General features: G+C 43.4%; 7 protein-coding genes and 1 pseudogene. All 8 read left to right on the top strand.

All coding sequences use genetic code 11. From position 1 onward, the window contains the following. Positions 1-90: 90 nt before the first annotated feature. The 8 genes and pseudogenes from BACSA_RS07945 (at position 91) to BACSA_RS07910 (ending at position 18,469) form a co-directional block, all read left to right on the top strand. Positions 91-3,396, top strand: coding sequence for a SusC/RagA family TonB-linked outer membrane protein (locus tag BACSA_RS07945; protein ID WP_013617590.1), 3,306 nt, complete (start codon positions 91-93; stop codon positions 3,394-3,396). Positions 3,397-3,415: 19 nt separating this feature from the next. Then, the gene (locus BACSA_RS07940) at positions 3,416-5,104 is read left to right on the top strand and encodes a RagB/SusD family nutrient uptake outer membrane protein (protein WP_041584303.1); all 1,689 of its coding nucleotides are present in this window, start codon (positions 3,416-3,418) and stop codon (positions 5,102-5,104) included. 81 nt (positions 5,105-5,185) lie between these two features. Continuing rightward, positions 5,186-7,705, top strand: a complete 2,520-nt coding sequence (locus BACSA_RS07935; RefSeq protein ID WP_013617588.1) for a PemB family protein — start codon at positions 5,186-5,188, stop codon at positions 7,703-7,705. 23 nt (positions 7,706-7,728) lie between these two features. After that, positions 7,729-9,717 carry an alpha/beta hydrolase gene (locus BACSA_RS07930; protein ID WP_013617587.1) on the top strand — a complete coding sequence of 663 codons (1,989 nt, stop codon included), beginning with the start codon at positions 7,729-7,731 and terminating at the stop codon, positions 9,715-9,717. A 123-nt stretch (positions 9,718-9,840) separates the two neighbouring features. Beyond that, entirely contained in the window at positions 9,841-12,249 is a 2,409-nt protein-coding gene (locus BACSA_RS07925; RefSeq protein ID WP_013617586.1) for a glycoside hydrolase family 31 protein, read from the top strand. Between the two features lie 16 nt (positions 12,250-12,265). After that, positions 12,266-12,538: a hypothetical protein gene (locus BACSA_RS07920; protein ID WP_041583939.1), complete on the top strand. Its 273-nt coding sequence runs from the start codon at positions 12,266-12,268 to the stop codon at positions 12,536-12,538. Between the two features lie 85 nt (positions 12,539-12,623). Continuing rightward, positions 12,624-13,445 (top strand): annotated as a pseudogene (locus tag BACSA_RS07915) (ATP-binding protein); the annotation flags it as partial. A gap of 149 nt (positions 13,446-13,594) precedes the next feature. After that, complete coding sequence (locus tag BACSA_RS07910; protein ID WP_041583938.1) at positions 13,595-18,469, top strand: RecQ family ATP-dependent DNA helicase; 4,875 nt, start codon at positions 13,595-13,597, stop codon at positions 18,467-18,469. The last annotated feature ends 2 nt before the right edge of the window (positions 18,470-18,471 follow it).

The following is an 18,471-nucleotide window of genomic DNA, read 5'->3' as shown; positions in this document are numbered from 1 at the left end:
AAGAGATGCCGGCATTCTGTGCCTGATTTGAAGCCGGCATCCGAAAAAGAGAAACACACTCAATGTATTAATCTTTATCTAAGCAAAAGTATGAAAAATTCTTTATTCCGGGGACATTATGTTCCTTTGTTTAATCTTTTCTCACATCGGATAAACTTTTTATCCTTTTTTCTATGTGTTTTTGTAGGAAGCATGTATGCGGCGGAAAGCAGTTCGCAAAATGTGAAGGTCTCTATTGCACGTACCACTTCTTCGTTGCAGGAGGTTTTAGACGAAATTGAAAGTCAGACAGAATATTTGTTTATCATCAACTCCGGAGTGGATACAAGCAAGAAGGTAACGGTAGAATCGGACAATGAGTCCATTATAGAGGTATTAGACGACATTTCATCTCAAGCCGGAATCAGTTACATCGTATCGCAAAAGCATATTATTTTGTCGAAGAAAGGGGAGAAGCCTTCTGTTCAGCCGGACAACGGGACTTTTACAGTTTCAGGTTCTGTTATTGACAATAAAGGCGAGCCGCTGATTGGCGTAAGTGTGCTTTTGACGGGAACGACCCAAGGCACCATCACTGATTTTGACGGAAAGTTCTCATTGGATGGCATTCAGGAAGGTTCGGTACTGGAATTTTCTTATGTAGGGTTCATTTCTCAAAAAGTGAAAGTGGGTAAGTCCAGAATGTTAAGTATACAAATGCAGGAAGACAATCAGGCATTGGATGAAGTGGTTGTAATCGGATATGGGACTATGAAGAAGCGGGATTTGACGGGGGCTATATCATCTGTAAAAGCTGCTGATATAACTTCAACACCGACAACAAATGCGTTGAAGTCTTTGCAAGGAAAAGTCGCAGGATTGGATATTGTACAATCTAGTGGACAGCCTGGTTCTGAAGTGTCTTTAACAATGCGTGGAAATCGTTCTTTAAAGGCTGATAATCAGCCATTGGTATTGGTGGATGGAATAGATTACGGTTCTTTTGTTGATATTAATCCTACGGATATAGAATCAATAGAAGTCTTAAAAGATATTTCGTCAACTGCTATATATGGAACAAAAGGGGCTAATGGAGTTATTCTTATTACTACAAAATCAGGTGCAAAAGGACAGAAGACAAGAATTGATGTAAATGCTTATGTTTCGATAAAGAATAAGGCCAAATATCCAAGAATGATGAATGGGCCTGAATATGCTCAATTAAAGAGAGAAGCGTATAGAACAACTAATTCCGCTCATCCAGATGAGTATATGGATGATGCTTTGATATTTAACGCAGAGGAATTAGACTATCTTGATAAAGGTTATTGGGTTGATTGGCAAGATTTGTTATTAGGAACGGGTATTACTCAGAATTATGAAATTAGTATGTCTGGGGGTACTGAGAAAACATCATATGCTTTGTCTTTTGGATTTCAAAATGATCATGGCTTGTTAAAGAATGATATCTTGAAACGTTATAATGGAAGAATAAGCTTAAATCATGAAATCAATAAAGTATTTAATGTTGGTGTAAATGTTTCATATACTTTTAAAGATCAGGATAAAAGGCAAAATCCTTTGAATTTGGCGAATAAAATTCCATGTATAGGACGTGCTTATGATGATGAAGGTAATTTCATATTGAATCCAGCTCCGGGATCCAGTTCAACGTATAGTCCATTGTGTGATGAGCAGCCAGGAGCTTATGAAGATAATATTCGGACGAAGCGTATGTTTGCTTCTGGATATTTGAATATAAATATAATAAAAGGCTTGACTTTTAAGTCTACTATAGGTATTGATATTAGTGATATGCGTGAAGGTATCTATAAAGATAAAAACACAGTGCAGAATTTAGGAGAGAAATCGACTTCATCTGTGCAAGCTGATAATGATTATCGTTATACATGGGAAAATGTGGCAAATTATTCTGTAGATTTTAATCAGAGACACAATTTGATTGCAATGATTGGAAGCAGTACTACGGCTTATGGTGAAGAGTCTGTTTTAGCAAGTGGTGCAAATCAAGCTTCTTCTTTAACTTCGTTTCATGATTTAAGGGCAAATGCCGATTCAAAAGATATTTCCAGTTCTTTGGTTGAAACTAAAATGGTTTCATTTTTTGGTCGTTTAAATTATAAATTTATGGATCGGTATTTGTTGCAGGCTTCACTACGTGCGGATGGCTCTTCTGTACTTGCAGAAGGACATAAATGGGGGTATTTTCCTTCTGTTTCTGCTGCATGGCGTATATCTGAAGAGGCTTTTATGAAAAATCAAGATATAGTTTCTAATTTGAAGTTGCGTTTAAGTTGGGGTATTGCTGGGAATAGCGCTATTGATGCCTATGCGACATTAGGAGGATTATCGCAGTCTATGTATGCGTTTGGTACTACACCAGTATATGGGTATTATCCTAGTGAAATCTCGAATGAAGATTTAACATGGGAAAAAACCTCAACTTGGAATTTAGGTTTGGATTTTGGATTTTTAGCAGGTCGTTTTTCAGGCTCCGTGGATTTATATACCTCAGAAACAAAGGATTTGTTATTACCGAGTTTGTTACCGAATTCTACTGGTTTTAATTCTGTTATGCAAAATGTAGGAAAAGTCGGGAATAAAGGTGTAGAGATAACTCTTAATACGATATGGTTTCAAAATAAAAATTTTACATGGAATACAGATTGGTCTTATAGCTTAAATCGTGAAAAAATTAAAGCATTAAATAAGGGGGTTACGCGTGATGAAGGTAATCTTTGGTTTGTAGGCTCACCTACAAAAGTCTTTTATGATTATAAGAAAATAGGAATTTGGCAGTTAGGTGAAGAAGAACAAGCTAAAGCTTTTGGAGGATTTAAACCCGGTGATATTAAAGTTGCGGATATGTCTCCAAAAGGTTCAGAGGGTGAAGGCGTATTTTCAACAGACGATCGTGTGATTTTTTCAAGACTTCCTAAATATACATTTGGTATTACGAATAATTTTACATATAAAAATTTTGATCTGATGTTTTTTATATATGGACGTATCGGGCAATATGTAAAAGATGCATATACTCAATTGTATAAACCAAGTGCATTGGAGAATAGTGCTCCTGTTAATTATTGGACACCTGAAAATCCAAGTAATGAATATCCACGCCCTAATAGTAGCTATTCTACAAATAATTATTTATTGCAATCTTCTTTAGCATATCGTAAGGCTTCTTTTGTGAAAATTCGTGACATCACTTTAGGGTATACATTACCTCAAAAATGGATGAATAAGATGAAAATATCTAAGTTTAGGATTTATTGTTCTTTGAATAATTTCATTACATTTACAGACTTTCCCAATTATGACCCGGAAAGTGATGGAAGTTTGGATTTTCCTTTGACAAAGCAAGTTCTTTTTGGTATAAATCTTAGTTTATAAATAGATGGAAGGAGTTATTATGAAAGCAAAAGTTCAAAAAATAATATTGACCCTATCTATTGGGTTATTTATGGTTTCTTGCGAAGATTTTTTGAAAGAGACGAATAAAAGTGGATTAAGTGTGGATCCTTTTTTTACAACAAAAATAGGAATTGAATCATCGTTAAATGCTTGTTATTCTGGTGCTCGGACTTTTTATGGTACAGAAGATGGGTTTGGAATGACAGAATCCGGGACTGATTTATTTTTGCGTGGAGGTGATAATAAAGCGAATCAGCTATCGGATTATACGGTAGATTTGAATGGGTCACAATCTACGGTAGGAAATGTTTGGAAAAATTTATATTTGTCTTTAAATATATGTAATCAGACAATTGCATTATTACCTAATGAAGTATTATCTGAAGATGAAAATAAATCATATGAAGGTCAGGCTAAATTTTGGAGAGCCTTTTATTTATGGATGATAACAGAGATATGGGGAGATGTAGTGTTAAATTTAGAACCTATTTCTGGTGTTGTAACAGAAGCGCATCGCTCTTCTGTAGAAGAATTTTATAAAGTTATATTGGATGATTTGGATACAGCAATAACAAATTTGCCAGCAGGGAAGTCTACAGATGGAAGGGTTACACAAGATGTTGCTAAAGCATTTAAGGCCAGAGTTTGTTTGACTCGTGCTTGTGCAACCAATGATCAGTCACTGTATGATGAAGCAAAAACTTTAGCTTTAGATTTGATTAATAGCACAAGGTATTCTTTATATACTAATTATGAGGAGATGTGGGATATTAATAATTGTGATGGAGGGATAAATAAAGAAGCTGTTTTTTTTGTAAACTATACTAGTTCTGATTTATCAAATAATAATTTTGATGTTACGGCAACTGGAGTTGGTAATTGTGGAAATGTATATTTTGTAATGAAATATGATAAGGAAGCAGGCATGGAGCGTGATGTCTTAAATGGACGTCCTTTTCAGCGTTGTTTGCCTTCTAAACATCTGTTGCAATTATATGACGAGAATATAGATCAACGTTATAAGGTAGCATTTAAAGATACGTGGTATGTGAATAAAGCTGAATTATCAGAAACTGATTTGGCGACATATCCGTTGATGAGTGTTGGAGATACAGCTATTTATGTGATGAAACGTGCAGCTACAATTGGTGAAAAGGAATGGGCTGCTCAAAGATATCGTTTATTGGATGTGAACGATGTATATACATCTGATGGCGAACCAATATTAAGATCACAGTTTGTTGAAATGCATAAGTTTGCAGACCCTACTATAGCTTTTAATCAAGCTTGGTGTCAACGAGATGCTTATGTAATTCGTTTGCCTGAATTGTATTTTATAGCAACAGAGGCTTTGATGCAAAATGATAAAAGTGCTGCGGTAGAGTTAATAAATAGATTTCTAGTAACAAGAGCTATTCCTGGAAAAGAAGAAGAGATGAAAATTGCAGAAGATAAATTAACTATTGATTTTTTGTTGGAAGAAAGAGCGCGTGAATTATGTGGAGAACAGTTACGTTGGTTTGATTTGAAGCGAAATAATAAATTAATAGAATATGTAAGAGCTTATAATATGGATGCAAAAGATAATATACAGGAATATCATATGGTACGTCCGATACCCCAAACTCAATTGGACGCTGTTACTAATAAAGATGAGTTTCAACAGAATCCTGGATATACGAAGTAAAAAATGAAAGTAAAAATTTGCGTATGCTAAAATGGCATACGCAAATAAAATTTTAAAGGTAGATGTAATAATATTAGTGAAATGAAAACAGGTTTGTTATTTTGTTTGTGCATTCAGCTATTGTGTTTGCCTTTATGTGCTTACGAGAGTCTCGATAAGAACAATCCGATTGTTTTTAAAGGGGATTATTTTGTTTATAAAGGAGATACTGTCCGATTAAATGCGAAGGCTTTTTTTATTGACGGACAGTTTTCGGATGAAGAGGTGAAACAATATCCTTATGTTTTTAATTCGCTGAATGAAGCTGTGAAGCATTTGACGGAGGGGGTATCTGATTCGGATAGGATGGTCTTGTATGTGGCTCCGTACGTTTATTGGATTGATGACCCGGATGACCCTGAAATACGGAAGCCGAAAAGGAAACATGAACCGCCGTTTGGATTAGAGATTGATTGTCCTTGGTTGAAGATTGTAGGCTTGACGGATAATCCGGAGAATGTGGTCTTTGCTTCCAATAGAGGGCAGGCACAAGGAGCCGTAGGCAATTTTACGATGTTTCATTTCAAGGGAGACGGGCTTTCGCTTCATAACCTTACATTTGGGAATTATTGTAATGTCGATTTGGTTTATCCGCTGGATGCGGCATTAAACCGTCCGAAACGGATGTCCTCCATCACTCAGGCACAATTGGCTTTTGCCGATGGAGATAGATTGGAAGCGCATAATGTCCGTTTTATAAGCCGCTTGAATACTTGTCCGTTGAATGGTGGAAGGCGGACTTTATTCGACCGGTGTTATTTTGAAAGCACGGATGATGCTTTATGCGGAACGGGTGTTTATCTGAATTGCGGCTTTACTTTTTATGGTTCGAAACCTTTTTATGCGACATCCGAAACGGGGGCTGTGTTCCTGAATTGCGATATGTATGTGAGGTCGGGAGAAAGGCAATATCTGACAAAGGCGGAAAGTCCGATGATATTGGTTGATTGTCGGTTTCATACAGAGCGACCCGTATATTTAGGGTGGACGCAAGATCCTACGCCTCGATTACGGTGTTATCAATCGAATGTTACGTGCAATGGAAAGGCGGTAACGCTGAGTGCGGATGTGCCTGATATTACGGTAGATATGACGGGAAAACCTTTGCTTGCCGCATACAGGGTGGAGAACAAAGGCAAAGTGGTTTATAATACTTATAATTTATTGTGCGGAGATGATAATTGGGACCCGATGGGAGTGAAGGAGGAAATAGTGTCCGCTCCTCAAGTCTTGGGGTATAATGTATGGGAAATACCTGTATCGTTAGGCTTGTCAAGCCGGACGGATTTATTGGAAGCGGGCCAGACAGGGCATAACATAATAGGTATAGCCAAGCGTCATAATGGGTATGATGCACGTATTCCGGAGTTGGAATGGGAGTGTGATACGGCATTGCTTCTATTAAAAGGAGACAATAGCCAGAAAATCATGTACAGCATCAACGGGCAAGATTTGGTTAAGCGTGTGATTCTTCGGGTACGGTCGGATATCGGATTGGAAGCCTCGAAAGTACTGACGGTTTCTCCAAAGGAGTTGGACGTGCCGGCTTTTTCGCATGCTCCGTATCTTGAGTGGAATAAAAAAGAGAAGGAATTGGCGTTAAAATATGAATTGGATTTGCAGGGACGTGCAGACCAGTCAATTATCACTTGGTACCGTTGCACTTCTCCCGATGGGTCTCATGCGATTCCGGTAAAGGTGGACAGGGATAAGCCGGAAACCTTTTATAGGCTGGATCAGAATGATGTCGGTTATTATATCATGGCGGGCATTTCTCCGAAGCATATCCGGAGTAAGGCGGGGAAAGAGACAAGGGTCGTATGGAATCGTATTGTATCGGCTCGTATGGTTCATCAGAATACGCTGTATCGTACAGACTTTAAGGATTTTCCAGTCATGCAGCAAGCCGAGGTGCTTCCCGGATTCTGGACGGTAGACGGCTATAAGCCTTCAGATACGGAAGCGTATGAATGGGAAGCGGATTCGGTGCGCAATTGGGTTTATGGCGAAGGGCTGGATGCGGCACGTGGATATAAAGGATTGATGCAGGTGTCACGCGGGGCACGTTTGATGTTTACCCCGGTTCATCCACATGCCGGAGATATGGAAGTGAATCTGCTTGTCGCTCCTTGCAAGCAGGCGGCACAAGGTTTCGGAAGCCCTACCGGACAATATATGGACGTATGCCTGAAGTTTGATACAAAGACATTGACCGGTTATGGCTTGCGTATTATCCGCACGGTCAAATACCATAATGCGGTAGATTTTTACCTGGTGAGGTATGATAAAGGAAGGGTCATTCCGATATCCGATGCGGTGTCAGGTATTTGTTATTTGCCCGAATGCAAGATACAGGTAAAGACGGAAGGGAATCGGTTATCGGTCCATGTCTCGACCGATGCCGTGATGCGCGAGACCGATGATCCGGCGTTGCATAAAGAAATCAGGTTATCAGCTATCATGGAGGATGAAAGTCCGGACGGAGGGTTCTGCTTGCAGCATACCGGAAGCGGATACGCCAGTGCTACCCTTTTATGCTCCTTGGAACTGGAATGGAAGTAAGAGTTAACTAAAACATAAACCGTATGAAAAACATAGCGAAGTGTATGCTTGGGCTGGTGGGGGTATGTCTTCCGCTTGCGGCCCAAAATGATTTTAGAGCGTTGGGGTGGAGCCAAAGCACGGCTTACCATTCTTATTTGATGCGGGAGGTGCACCGGCAATATTTGGACAGGCAGATGGAATTGAGTGAGGCTTGTGCCTCCAAGGAAGGAGTGCGTGAATACATTGATGAGTGCGTCGCCCGGTATAAGCGGATTGTGGGAGATTTCCCCGAACGGGGAGCGCTGAATGCCCGTGTGGTGGGGAAGGTGAAAGGTTCGGGGTATACGATAGAGAAGATTCTCTTTGAAAGTTTGCCCGGACGGTATGTCACCGCTCATTTGTATCTTCCGGATAATGGGGCGGAGAAACATCCGGCTTCGTTGGAATTGTGCGGGCATGGGCTTTGGGGAAAAGGCCCTTCCTCGCGTTCGGCAAGGCTCATGGCGGTGAATGGGATTGCGGTGTTAGTGGTCGACCCCATCGGGCAAGGCGAACGTCTGCAACTGATTGATGCAGAAGGGAAACCGCTTACACGGGGAGCCACGACCGAGCATACTTTATTGAATGCGGGACTGAACTTAATCGGGACCAGCCTGGCGGCGCAAGAGTTTTGGGATAACTCGCGGGCGTTGGATTACCTGATGACCCGGAGTGATATCGATGGAGACAAGATTGGCGTGTATGGTTCATCGGGTGGAGGCACCCAGACGGCTTATTTCTTGGGACTGGACAAGCGGGTGAAAGTGGCGGCTATCTGTAGTTTCTTCTCCACACGGGAACGGACCATCGAGATGCAAGGACCTTCGGACGGATGCCAGCACATCCCTTACGAGGGGCGCGAACGCTTGGAGGTGCCCGACTTTGCCTTGATGATGGCGCCCCGCCCATTATTGATATTGAGCGGAAGATATGATTTCGTGGATTTGTGGGGAGCGGAGCAGGGCTTTCAGGAGTTGAAGAAATGTTATGCGGCATTGGGATACCCCGAAAAGGTGGATATGCTGGAAGTGGAAACCGGACACGGTTTGGGGCATGAGAAGCAGATGAAGCTGGTGCGCTGGTTCAAGCAATGGCTTCAAGGGATATCCGATGCGGAGGTGGTTGAGGCTCCGGACGACCGGTTCACCTTGCAGGAAACGAATTGTACGGACAAGGGTCAGGTCAACGTGGCACTTCCCGGAGCGGTCAGCCTGATGGAGGAGAACCTTCGTGCGTATCAGGATGGGCAAGCCGGACGGGATGATTTTGTGAAGCAGGGGCATGAGGCCATTAAGGGGAAGATGCTCGAATTGCTGGGCTTGAAGAGCTTGCCTCAAAGCCCGATACGTATCGAAGAGACGGGGCACGAATCTTTGCGCGGGTATGAACAATATACGTATCAGCTGGTTCGGGAAGGCGAGATGCCCGTGCCTTGCGTGGTGCTTGTTCCGGAAACGGTACGGCCTGATTCTCCGGTCGAGATTCATTTGCACGAGGCGGGCAAGCAGGCGTTTCTGGGCGAGTACACCAATTATTCAGCTTCCCTCACCGATGGCACCATCCTGATAGCGGCGGATTTCCGGGGATTGGGAGAGACTGCAGACCCGGCTTTTTATACGGATGCCAAGTATTGGAACTGGGAGTACCGCATCGCCATGACCAGTATGCATGCCGGGCGTCCTCTTATGGGGCAGCGTGTGACGGACTTTCTGACCTTGCTTGATTTTTGTTCGCAAGCCGAAGCCTTAAAAGGACATCCGGTGCGGGTCGTAGCGGACGGGGTTTACGCTCCGGTGACGCTTCATGCCGCTTTCTTGGACAATCGGATAGGGGAGGCAAGTCTTTCCCGTTCGGTAAAGAGCTGGAAGAGTTATCTGGAGAACCCGATGCAGCGCGACATGTATTCGAATGTGTTGTACGGCGTGCTCCGGTATTATGATTTGCCCGATTTGCTCAGGCTTTGCAAGGGGAGGGTGCGCTATGCGGACTGAGTTGCCTTTCCCAAGGCATATAGTTGCGTGAACCGATGAAGTTAACTGGGTTTGCCGATGCACCTATATGCATATAGGCTTGCATATAGGAGTATCGGCGGAAGATAATAAAAGATAATACGTATGAAAAAGTTAGTATTGATTTTGAGTGGTATCTGGTGTGCATTGCTGGCTTATGCTTCCGGAGGATACCGGCAGGATGGCAATGCGTTGTGGTTGAATGCTTTGGGCGGTGAGGTACGGCTGGACTTTTGTACGGACGATATGTTCCGGGTGCGCCAGAGCCGTTCGGGAGCCTTGCGGATAGCGGATGAAACGTGGATGGTAAGGAAGTACGACTTTGCTCCGGTATCGTATACGGTGAGCGAGGAGGCGGATAAGTGGGATATCGAGACCGGGCGCTTGCGCATCGAGGCGTGGAAGAATCCGTTCCGGCTCGTGGTGAGGAACAAGCAGGGAGAGATGCTCTATGCCGAGCAGGCTAAGCCGCGTTTTGTGGGTGACTCGGTTTGCACGAGTGCCTTGATGCAGGGGGATGAGCACTTCTTCGGTTTCGGCGAGCGGATGGACTTTATGGACCAGCGGGGGCATAAGGTTTACCTGAACGTGGAACTCGGACGGGGAAGCAAGCCTGCCGTGGGAGGCAAGGACATCTTGCGTGCCAATTATTGTCCGGTGCCCTTCATGATGAGCACTGCAGGCTATGGTATCTTCTTCCATACGGCGTATCCCACCGAGTGGGACATGGGCTGGAGCGACCCCGGTTCTTATTCGTTTAAGGCGACGGGCGGGGAGCTGGACTATTATTTCATATATGGTCCCGACTTTTATACGATGCTCGACCGGTATACCGACCTGACGGGCAAGTCTCCGATGTTGCCCCGGTTTGCGATGGGGCTTCATTTGGGAACCTATTCCGGAGGTACGTGGAAGAACGAGCAGATGACATCGGACGCTTATCCTCCCGCCCTGTGCAAGCGGATGCGCCAAGAGGGGATTCCGTTTGATTTGCTTTGGCTGGACTCTACCTGGAGGATGTTCAACGAGACCTTCGGGAATGGGGGATGCACGTTCGAGTGGCGCGAGACCTTTAAAGACCCGAAGGCGATGTTCGATAGCTGTTATGCGCAACATGTGCAGATGGTTGGGTTGCATGTCCGTTCCATCTTGGATAACGGACCGGAGTACAGGCTATTGGACGAAGCACGCAAGAAGGGGAACGTGCTTTATCCCGGTGCGCAAGCCGAGGGACTGGTGAATTTCTTCAGCCCCGATGCCGTGGACTGGTGGTGGGAGAACGGTGTGAAGAAGGTGGCAGACTTGGGATGCAAGTTCGTGAAGACCGATGTGGGAAGTGCGTTCCGGCTTAAAGAGGATGCTTCGGGCGAAGGGGCTGCCTTGCACAACTTGTTCCCTTTGGCATACGCCGAGGCTCCGTACCGGAAGTTTAAGGAGTTGAACGGCATGCGTGGCTTGACGCATACGCGCGAAGGCTATGCGGGCATCCAGCGCTATCCGTATATCTGGGCGGGCGATTGGGGCACCGAGTGGCAATGGTTCGAGCCGGTCATCCGGGGAGGATTGAATATCGGCATGAGCGGAGTAGGGAACTGGACGCATTGCATGGGAGGTTTCGAGCAATATTCGGCATACGATACCGAACTTTATATGCGTTGGGTGCAATTCGGCATGTTCTCTCCGATTGCGATGTTATTCGGCATGGACCATCCGCGTTATCACGAGCCGTGGACGTATGGCGAGGAAGCGATGCGGAATTTTATCAAATACGATAAGTTACGCTATCGCCTTATACCTTATATATATACGAACGCATGGCGTTTGCACCGTACGGCGCGTCCGATGATGAGTGCCTTGGTGATGGATTATCCGCAGGATGAAAATACCTATCATCTGAGCCGCCAGTACATGTTCGGCCCGTGGATGATGGTATGCCCCGTAACGACCAAGAACGCATTAAGCCAATGGGTGTATTTCCCCGGAGGCAAGTGGTTTGATTATGAAACGGGCGAGCGGTACGAGGGACGCCAGTACAAGTCTTTCCTTACCCCACTGGATGTATTGCCCGTTTATATCAAGGCAGGGGCTATCATTCCGATGCAGCCCGAGATGCAATGGGTAGGCGAGAAGCCGCTAGATGTGCTCACGCTGGATGTATATCCCGAAGGCGAATCTTCTTTTGAAATGTACGAGGACGATGGCATCTCGCTTGATTACGAGAAAGGCATGTATGCGTTGACCCGTTTTACCAGTTCTTTGAAGCCGGGTGAGTGGACATTCCGTGCTTCGAAACCCGAAGGCAAGTTCCGTCCCGAACGGCATCAGTATGCGGTTCAGGCATATTTGGATTTCATTCCTTCCATGGTATTGGAAAACGGGAAAAGCCTGGAGCGGCTGGCTTCATCCGATGCGGTAGAGCATCAAACGGGCTGGTTTTATGATTCGGAGAAGAAACGCTTGTTTGTGAAGCTGGATGGAGACAATCGGAGTGAGGTAGAAGTTGTAGTACGATAAAAAACAGAAGAAAGTGATGAATGCTTTAAAAAGACTGATTTTAGCAGGTGCGGGATGTTGTGTAGCCGGCTTGTTCCCGCTTTTTGCTTCCGAGCGTGAAGTGATTGATTTATCTGCTTCCTCTTGGAATATTACGTTAGACCGTGATGCGGCATGGCAAAACGAGACGCTTTATTTGCCTCCGGTAGATATCCGTACTTTGCCGGTGAATGAACCGACCGGATCCGCTATCGGTGAAAATCAGGAAAAGAACATATTGTCAAGCATGCGTTTTGACGAACATAAGTGAGTTGGCTGTTTCACATAAGTAACTTGGGCGTTTCACATAAGTGAGTCAGCCTTTTCACTTATGTTCGTTTGCGGGGCCTCTTCGCCAATCCCGCATCTTCTGTACCCGATGGACGGGGCTTCATAAGGATGACGCTATCAGTTCTGTAGAACACAGAGCCAACCTCGTTTTGCTTTTGAAATATGGCATGGACTTCATTAAGAACTACACCATGAGCGGATGGGTGAAGATGCCGAACTATCGACTGAACCTCCCCGGCTATTCCGACCGTGTCATTTTTGAAGGGTTGGTAAACAACCTTATCCATCGGGATTACACCGTAATGGGCGGTGAGGTACATATCGACATCTACGATGACCGTGTAGAACTGATATCGCCCGGCGTGATGCCTGACGGTACGCAGATTCAAGACCGTGATATTTATAACGTGCCCTCCATACGCCGCAACCCCGTCATTGCCGATATGTTTACCCAGCTCGACTACATGGAGAAACGTGGTTCCGGTCTGCGCAAAATGCGTGAACAGACGGAGAAGCTACCTAACTTTTTACCTGGGAAAGAACCCCTCTATAAAACAGAAGCATCCTCGTTCTTCACCACTTTCTATAATCTGAATTGGAATGAGAACGGTAGAATCCCCGTAGAAGAAGTGGCCGACAGGGTAAACAGTACCCTCAAAAAGTACCCTGTAAGCGAAGAAAGTTCGGAGAGAAACTTTGGTGATTTGCAAAAATCTTCGGTGAAACAAAAACGATTAGACCGGACTGCACAAAGCATTCTTGACCTTATTATTTCTGACGGTTCTATATCCCAAGACAAAATGGCTGAAAGGACAGGAGTCAGTAAACGTGCCATCGAAATGCAAATAGTAAACCTAAAAGCCAAAGGATTCAGGGCAAACGCATAATAATCAAAAGTCTATGGCATTTTTAATAGATTCTTCGATTTTTATCCTTACTTTTGTATATGATACTAGGGTAATATACCTGAATCATAATGGATTTATGTAGATACATAACAAATCTAAGTTTTAGAACTATTTTATTATATTGCGATATGTCAATATGGGGTAAACTCTTTGGAACTGAGAAAGTCGAGAATAAAAACAAAATTATCGGCAAGAAAACCAACTCTGCACCATGCAGTGTTCCTCATTATGCCATAGTAGATGTTGAAGTGGGCTTAAAAGACCATAAAATTCATGATATAGGAGCACTTAAACATGATGACACGACATTTCATAAAACTTCAAAAGAAGAATTATTTATTTTCTTAAACGACGTAGACTACATCTGCGGGCACAATATCATTCACCACGATGCCAACTATCTGTTTATGGACCAAAAATGCCGCTGGATCTTAGTTGACACACTTTATGTTTCGCCTTTACTGTTCCCGGAACGTCCTTATCACAGACTTGTGAAAGATGACAAGTTAGTTAGCGAACAGATGAACAATCCGGTGAATGATTGCAAGAAAGCAAAGGACTTATTGCAGGATGAAATAGCATGCTGGCATTCGTTGCCTAAAGAAAAGCGTTTGCTATTCGCATCGTTGCTGAAGGGCAAGAAAGAGTTTGAAGGGTTTTTCAGTATGGTATATGCAGAGCATATCCATGAAGGAATACCAGAACTTATCAAAGAACTCTATGCAGGAAAAATTTGCCGACATGCTGACCTTGACATGCTCATCAACCAATATCCGTGCGGATTGGCATACGCTTTGGCTCTGATTGATACCACCGATTACCGCTCCATCACTCCCGGATGGGTGCTTTATAATTATCCGGAAGTGGAATTTATTGTAAAACTCTTGCGCCATACCAATTGCCACAAAGGCTGTGACTATTGCCGTACGCAATTGGATGTGCTTCATAACTTAAAAACATTTTTCGGCTACGAGTGTTTCCGGACATACGAAGGCGAGCCACTGCAAGAACGTGCTGCCCAAGCTGCAGTGGAAGGGAAATCGCTGTTAGCGATATTTCCTACCGGTGGCGGCAAATCACTTACTTTCCAACTACCTGCACTCATGGCAGGACATTCCATGCATGGGCTTACGGTGGTTATCTCCCCCTTGCAGTCCTTGATGAAAGATCAGGTAGATAACCTTGCCGACAGAGGCGTCACGGATGCCGTAACCATAAATGGAATGTTAGATCCCATCACAAGATCGCTGTCCATACAAAGAGTACAAGATGGAGAAGCCTCGCTGTTATATATCTCTCCCGAAATGCTTCGCTCAAAAACGATCGAGAAAATATTGATGGCGCGCCACGTTGTAAGGTTTGTAATAGACGAAGCTCACTGCTTTTCTTCATGGGGGCAGGATTTCAGGGTTGACTATCTCTACATTGGCAAATTCATCCAACAATACCAGGAAAAGAAAAAATGTAAAACCCCGATACCAGTATCTTGTTTCACGGCTACGGCCAAACAGAAAGTAATCCAAGATATCTGCGACTATTTCAGGCAGACTTTGAATTTGAATCTGGAATTATTCGCATCAACTGCCACAAGAACGAATCTACACTATTCTGTCATACATGTGGAGAATGACAACGACAAATATCTGAAACTAAGAGAACTTGTCGCAGAAGCCGATTGTCCGACAATTGTTTACGTATCACGTACCAAACGGACAAGAGAGCTGGCTGCAAAGCTTACTCGTGACGGTTACAAGGCACTCTCTTTCAATGGGAAAATGGAAGCCGATGAAAAAATAGCCAACCAAGACGCTTTCATGAACGATCAGGTACACATCATTGTGGCCACATCCGCATTTGGCATGGGAGTGGACAAGAAAGATGTCGGTCTTGTGGTACATTATGACATTTCCGATTCGCTGGAAAATTATGTTCAAGAGGCAGGCAGAGCAGGCCGTGACCCCGATCTTAGCGCACGTTGTTATGTACTTTATAATGACAATGATTTGGACAAGCATTTTATATTGCTAAACCAAACAAAACTTAGCATTAGCGAAATACAACAAGTATGGAAAGCTGTCAAAAGCCTTACCAAACACCGTATGAAAGTCAACTGCTCTGCATTGGAGATTGCCCGACAAGCAGGATGGGATGATTCGGTATCTGACATTGAGACACGTGTACGAACTGCATTAGCGGCTTTAGAACAAAGCGGATACTTGGTAAGAGGAAGCAATGTTCCTCATGTATATGCCACGGGTATAACGGTAAAGAATATGGACGAAGCAAGAGAGCGTATATCGGCATCACTACTTTTTGGCAGCGATGAAATCGAAAAGGCTATCCGTATCATCAAGTCATTGATTTCTCAAAAACATATCGCCAAGGCCCAAGATTCGGAAGCCGAATCACGAATCGACTATCTGGCAGACATTTTGGGATTAAGCAAAAAAGACGTTATATCAGTAGTGGAGCGCATGCGACAGGAAGGCATATTGGCAGACAGCAAGGATATATCTGCCTATTTGCAGGACGCAGGTGATTCGGAACGAAAGTCACAAATGCTCCTCGAACGCTTTGCAAAACTTGAACAATACATTCTCAATCATATTCCCGATGAGTCTTTACGAATATCATACAAGCAACTGAATGAGAATGCCGTAAACGATGGAATCAGCACATCCAAAGAGAAAGACATTCGGACGTTACTCTATTTTCTCACCATCAAGGGATATACGCGTAAAAAAGAGGATGCGGTCCATAACATGGAGATAACTCGTCAGGCAGATCTGGAGTCTACCATCAGGCGATTTGAAAAACGATTGGAAATAAGTCGCTTTGCCGTAGAATGGTTGTACAAATTGGCGTTAAATGCAGAAAAGGAAAATGTACCCGGCAGAGCCATACAATTCTCCGTAGTAGAGCTTCTGAACCGGATAAAATCAAGTTCCCAATCTCTTTTTGGTGGACTTGATGATATTCAATTAGAAGATGTGGAAGAAGCACTTCTATATTTATCGAAAATCGGTGCGCTAAAACTTGAAGGTGGTTTTCTGGTACTATACAACGCCATGAATATCCAAAGAATAAAAGACAATAAGTCAAGATACAAGCAAGACGACTACCGAATGCTGAATGAATTCTACAAACTAAAAATTCAGCAAGTACATATTGTGGGGGAATATGCCAATCTAATGGTAAGGAATTATCATGCAGCATTACAATATGTCCAGGATTATTTCCAGATGGACTATAAGAAGTTTGTCACAAAATATTTTAAAGGAGACAGAACAAGCGAGATACAACGCAACTTGACACCACAGAAATACAATCAATTGTTTGGACAATTATCCAAACGGCAAATGGAAATTATTTCCAATAAAGATTCACGTTGCATTGTGGTTGCGGCAGGTCCCGGTAGTGGAAAGACACGAGTACTGGTTCACAAACTAGCTTCACTTCTGTTGCTTGAAGACGTAAAACACGAACAGTTACTGATGCTGACATTTTCAAGGGCAGCCGCTACAGAATTCAAACAACGGCTTATGGAGTTGATAGGCAATGCGGCCCATTTTGTCGAAATAAAAACATTCCACTCCTATTGTTTCGACCTCTTGGGGCGAATAGGAAATCTTGAAGATTCAAAAAATGTCGTCTCAAAGGCAGCCGAAATGATACGTCAAGGAGAAGTTGAACCGAACAAAATCGGCAAGACTGTATTGGTTATAGACGAGGCACAGGACATGGGAACAGAAGAATATGCATTTGTAATGGCTCTGATGACCCATAACGAAGAAATGCGTGTGATAGCAGTGGGAGACGATGACCAAAACATCTATGAATTCCGAGGTTCCGATTCTAATTATATGTATCGGTTAGCGCAAGAAGCCGGAAGTACATTTGTCGAAATGACAGAGAATTACCGCAGTGCGCGCCAACCAGTAAATTTTGCCAACGGGTTCTTGAAAACTATCAATAAAAGGATAAAAAGGACACCTATCATCTCTATGAGAAAAGAGAAAGGTTGGGTGGAAGTAATACGTCATCATTCAACCTATATGTATCAGCCGCTTGTCGAAAACTTACTTCAGTACAAGGATAAAGGCACTTCGTGTGTACTCACCCAAACAAACGAAGAGGCTGTCATCTTGATAGCCCTCCTGCGAAAGCATGGCATAAACAGCAAACTGATACAATCAATGGACGGTTTGCGCTTTTGGAACATAGCGGAAATGAGGTACTTCCTGAAATATGTAGATAAACGGATAAAAACACCACTAATCACAGAAGAACTTTGGGAAGAAGCCAAACATGCAACCTTTTCTATTTATGACAGAAGTCTAAGTTTGATATATGTAAAGCGGTGTGTGGAACAGTTTGAACAAACCAACAAAACCAAATATTTCAGTGACTTTAAAGAGTTTGTATTTGAATCGTCAGTGGAAGATTTCTGTGACACATCAGGAACCGATGTTGTGGTATCAACCATTCACAAGGCTAAAGGCAGGGAGTTTGACGATGTATACATGCTTATATCGGACGACTATGTGAAAGACGACCATCTGATGCGTCGATATTACGTAGGGATAACCCGTGCAAAAAACAGACTATTCATACACACAAACGGCGATTACTTTAACCATTTAAGTGTAGACCAATATCATGTTGACCAACGGCAATATGACATGCCCGAAGAAATTGTACTACAACTCTCTCACAAAGATGTCAATTTGGGATTCTTCAAAGACAGGAAACAAGAGGTATTAGCACTGAGAGGGGGAGATTCATTAATTTACAGTAATTTCTTTTTGTACAGTTCATCAACCGATAAACCTATAGCCAAATTATCATCAAAAATGCAGGAAACATTATCCGGTTGGGAGCAAAGAGGTTATAAGGTGAAATCTGCATCTGTACGATTCGTTGTGGCATGGAAACCTAAAGATGCACCTAAGGATGAAGCGGAAACGGCTGTCCTATTAGCAGACCTGATACTTTTTTTGTAAGT

This window comes from Phocaeicola salanitronis DSM 18170 (assembly GCF_000190575.1).
GTDB lineage: Bacteria > Bacteroidota > Bacteroidia > Bacteroidales > Bacteroidaceae > Phocaeicola > Phocaeicola salanitronis.
The sequence above is the reverse complement of the archived record's forward strand: the minus strand, read 5'-3'. Positions and strand labels throughout refer to the sequence as shown.